The sequence below is a fragment of the Mycolicibacter senuensis genome (assembly GCF_003284925.1).
In the GTDB taxonomy this organism is placed as follows: Bacteria; Actinomycetota; Actinomycetes; order Mycobacteriales; family Mycobacteriaceae; genus Mycobacterium; species Mycobacterium algericum_A.
Genome location: NZ_QMEX01000223.1, coordinates 1 through 4019 on the forward strand (window position 1 = coordinate 1; position 4019 = coordinate 4019).

Below are 4019 nucleotides of genomic sequence, written 5' to 3' on the forward strand. Positions count from 1 at the left end.
CCGCGCGTCGCCGCCCCGGCCGCGAGCACCAGCACGATCAGCGCGATCACCCGACCGGTCGCCGTATCCGCACCGGCACGCATCGAAGCGCCACTGGCCTGGGTGGCTCGCCGTCGCTGCGGCATGCCCAATACTGGCATGCCGTCGCGGCAGGCGGCCAGGATCGCCGATACCGCTCGGTCTGCCGCCCGGGCCCGGGCGCGGTCGGCTCAGCCGGATCTCTCGTCGTGCCCGCCGAACTGCTTGCGCATCGCCGAGAGCACTTTCGCGCCGAACTCGAACAGTTGCCGGGAGGCGAATCGCGCATACAGCGCGGTGGTGAGCACCGGGGCGGGAACACCCTCGTCGATGGCGGCGATCACGGTCCAGCGGCCTTCGCCGGAATCGGAGACGCGGCCGGCGAATTCCTCCAGCGCCGGGGATTTCTGCAGGGCCCCGGCGGTCAGGTCGAGCAGCCATGAGCCGATCACACTGCCCCGCCGCCAGACCTCGGTGACTTCGGGGATGTCGATGTCGTACTGGTAGAACTCGGGATGGCTCAGCGGCGCGGTCTCGGCGTCGCCGCGTTGGTCCTGTTTGCCGATGTTGGCATGGTGCAGGATATTCAGCCCCTCCGCGATCGAGGCCATCATCCCGTACTCGATGCCATTGTGGACCATCTTCACGAAGTGCCCTGCCCCCGATGGGCCGCAGTACAGGTAGCCGTTCTCGGCCTGGGCGACCTCACCGTCACGGCCCGGCGTGCGGGGCGCGGCGTCTACCCCAGGCGCGATGGTGGCAAATATCGGCTCGACATGGTCGAACGCACCGCGGTCACCGCCGACCATCAGACAGTAGCCCCGCTCGCGACCCCACACCCCGCCACTGGTGCCGCAGTCGAGTAGACGAATACCTTTGTCGGACAGCAGCTTCGAGTGTGCGATGTCGTCACGGTAGTAAGAGTTGCCGCCGTCGATCACGATGTCGCCGGCGCTGAGCGTGTCCGCGAGTTCCTCGATGACCCCGGTGGTGATCGAGCCGGCCGGCACCATCACCCACACCACCCGGGGCGCGGGTAGTTTCTCGACCAGCTCGGCCGTCGAGGACACCCCGGTGGCCTGGGTCTCGGCGGCCAGCGCGGCTACCACCTCGGGATTGTGGTCGTAGACGACGCATTCGTGGCCGTCATCGACCAGCCGCCTCACCAGGTTGGCGCCCATCCGCCCCAGGCCGATCATCCCCAACCGCATGTGTGTGCTCCTCTCATTGTGACCGGCCGTTCGCCGGCAACCAGGGCTGCTGCCAACTCCGGTGGCCACGCACCAGTGCCTGCGCGGCCTCCGGCCCCCACGAGCCACGCTCGTAGGGGTGGACCTCGCCGGGGTTTTCGAGCAACGGGGCCACGATCCGCCAGGTCTCCTCGATGCTGTCCTCTCGGGCGAACAGCCGGCGGTCGCCGACTATCGCGGCATGCAACAGCCGCTCATAGGGCTGGATCGGTTCCCCCAGATCGTGAGTGAAGGAAGAATCCAGGTGAACATCACGCCAGGCTTGAGCGTTCTGGTCGTCTTGGGCCACCAGTTGCAGCCGCAGCCCCGGATCCGGGTCGATGCGCAGCACGATCTGGTTACGTTGGGCCCTGTCCCGGTGCGGCATGAACGCCAGCGCCGGTACCCGGCGGGTGAACAGCCGAACCTCGGTGACTCGTTCGGGCAGTGCCTTGCCGGCGCGCAGGAAGATCGGGACACCCGCCCAGCGCCAGTTCTCGATCTGTAGGCGCAACGCCACGAAGGTCTCAGTCTGCGAGCCGTCGGCGACTCCGGGTACATCGCTGTAACCGCGGTACTGGCCCCGGACGTAGTGCACCGGGTCGGCCGCGGGCATCGCGCGGAACACCTCGGCCTTCTTGTCGTTGAGGTCGTCGTCACCGGGGCCGACCGGCGGCTCCATCGCGACCAGTGCCAGCACCTGTAGTAGGTGGTTCTGCACCACGTCGCGTAACGCGCCCACGGCGTCATAGAAGCCGCCGCGCTCCTCGACACCGAAGTTCTCGGCCATGGTGATGTGGATCTCGGCGATGCTGTGCCGATCCCACAGTTCGGCGAGCGTCGTGTTGGCGAACCGCAGGCACTCCAGGTCAGCGACCGGTTGCTTGCCCAGGAAGTGATCGACTCGCAGGATCTGGTCCTCCTGCAGCACCGCGCACATCCGGCTGTTGAGGTCGCGTGCGGAGGCCAGGTCGTGGCCGAACGGCTTTTCCACCGCCACCCGGGACCGCTGCAGCAGTCCGGCCCGACCGAGGTGTTCCACGATCGGGGCGAACAGCGACGGCGGCATCTCCAGGTAGTACAGGCACGGTTGATCGGTTCCGACCCGCTCGGCGAGCTGCTCGTAAAGTGCGGCATCGGTGACGTCGCCGGGCAGATAGGACAACCGCTCCGCCAGGCGGCGAAACACCGTCTCGTCGAACGGTTCGCCGCTGTGGCGGATCGCCTCGGCGGCCCGGTTGACCAGCTCATCGACCGTGATGTCGTCGCTGGCCACCCCGACGATGGGGCCGTCCAGCAGTTTGCGGCGCTCCAGGCGATACAGCGCGCGGAAGGTCATTTTGCGGGCCAGGTCTCCGGTTATCCCGAAGATCACCAACCGTTGCGAGTTCTCCTCAGCGCGTCCGCCCAAGTTCGGCACCTCCTGCCCGTTGCTACCCCGCCTGAAGCTAGTGCAACCGCCTGGAAGAACGCTGTCCGCCGACGACGCGTGGCGGACTCACGCCGTGCTCACCCGACCTGGGCGATCCCCGGCGGGAAGTACGGTCCAATGCCCCCGGTGTAGATGCCGGGCTGCCAGCCCCGCGCGCCCAGGCACAGCAGCGGCAGGCCGTCGGGCGACTGTGCGGCCGACTGCGGATTCGGGCAGGGCGAACCGATCTCCTGCACGCCGTAGAGGGGGTAGGAGATCTGCCAGAACCCGGTGTCCTTGGGCGGCCACTGGTTGGCGATGAAATGGCAGGCCAGCGCCTGGCCGTTGGGGCCGTGGCCGTAGATGTAGCGCTCCCAGCTGAAGCAGGCGTCGCCCTGCCGCTGTCCCTCGGCCATCCCCGGCACATCACCGGGGTAGGCGCCGGCGGCCGGTGCGACGCCGATGGCGGCTGCCCCCGCGGCTCCGGCGATGAAAGCAGCTGCAGCTAGTTCACGAATCATTCTTCAGCCCTCAGTCTGTCGATCCTGGCCAGCAGACGGCCCCGCGTGGCAGCCTAACGGGTGCCGGCGGCGCCTCATCGTGATTCCGCCGAATGGCGCCACCGCCCCGGGCCGCTAGAGTGCCGCAGATGACCGCGCAGGGACAGTTCGACGCATCGCACGGTCGGCTGCAACTCGGCACGGGGGTGGCCGGCCGCGCCGCGAGGATGGGGCATCGCCTCACGATCGCCATGGAGCGCTGGCAGGCGGTGGTTTCGTGGTCCGGCGAGCAGCCCACCGCCGCGACACTGACCGTCGAGGTCGATTCGCTGCGGGTGCTCGGCGGTGAGGGCGGCATGACGCCACTGACCGGTCCGGAGAAGGCGCTGATCCGCACCAATGCACGCAACTGCCTCGGGGCCGACAAGTACGGCCGGATCCGCTTCGAGAGCAGTGAGATCGAGGCGACCGACATGGGCTACCGGCTGACCGGATCCCTGGAGATTCGCGGTCGAACCAAGCCGTACGTCATCGACGTGCAGGTGACCGAGCTGGGGCCGCCGCATCAGCACCGCGGTTCGTGGCGAGTCGACGCTGACACCGTGGTTCGTCACAGCGACTTCGGGGTGCGGCGTTATTCGATGCTGATGGGGGCGATGCAAGTCGCCGACGAGGTGTCGGTTTCCTTCTCGGCGACCGTCTCGGCGGACGAGATCCGCGGGTCCTGACTCCGCGACCGGGACGACTCAGCGGCCGGGAAGGCGCGGAATACGCTCGCGGAACCGCTCCAGCAGCGACGCTCCGCTGTGCGGCGGCGGTGCCGGTGGTTCCGGGAGCACATCCGGCCCGTCCCACAGCGCG

General features: G+C 68.3%; 4 protein-coding genes. 1 reads left to right on the forward strand and 3 read right to left on the reverse strand.

Features of this window, described 5'->3' with window-relative positions; translation table 11 throughout:
- Positions 1-209: 209 nt before the first annotated feature.
- The 3 genes from gnd to DQP56_RS23100 all read right to left on the reverse strand — a co-directional run bounded on the left by gnd (position 210) and on the right by DQP56_RS23100 (position 3179).
- The gene (gene gnd, locus DQP56_RS23090; RefSeq protein WP_112689363.1) at positions 210-1229 is read right to left on the reverse strand and encodes a phosphogluconate dehydrogenase (NAD(+)-dependent, decarboxylating); all 1020 of its coding nucleotides are present in this window, start codon (positions 1227-1229) and stop codon (positions 210-212) included.
- Positions 1230-1242: 13 nt separating this feature from the next.
- Complete coding sequence (locus tag DQP56_RS23095; RefSeq protein ID WP_112689365.1) at positions 1243-2667, reverse strand: glucose-6-phosphate dehydrogenase; 1425 nt, start codon at positions 2665-2667, stop codon at positions 1243-1245.
- 89 nt (positions 2668-2756) lie between these two features.
- Positions 2757-3179 (reverse strand): hypothetical protein, encoded by a 423-nt coding sequence (locus DQP56_RS23100; RefSeq protein ID WP_112689367.1) that lies wholly within the window; start codon positions 3177-3179, stop codon positions 2757-2759.
- 128 nt (positions 3180-3307) lie between these two features.
- Here DQP56_RS23100 and DQP56_RS23105 point away from each other — a divergent pair, with 128 nt between their 5' ends.
- Entirely contained in the window at positions 3308-3886 is a 579-nt protein-coding gene (locus DQP56_RS23105) for a YceI family protein (RefSeq protein ID WP_112689369.1), read from the forward strand.
- Positions 3887-4019 lie beyond the last annotated feature (133 nt).

Excerpts from the sequence above, each read along its gene's own strand:
- DQP56_RS23100 (WP_112689367.1), bottom strand. The coding sequence starts at position 3,179 with ATGATTCGTGAACTAGCTGCAGCTGCTTTCATCGCCGGAGCCGCGGGG.
- gnd (WP_112689363.1), bottom strand. The coding sequence starts at position 1,229 with ATGCGGTTGGGGATGATCGGCCTGGGGCGGATGGGCGCCAACCTGGTG.
- DQP56_RS23105 (WP_112689369.1), top strand. The coding sequence starts at position 3,308 with ATGACCGCGCAGGGACAGTTCGACGCATCGCACGGTCGGCTGCAACTC.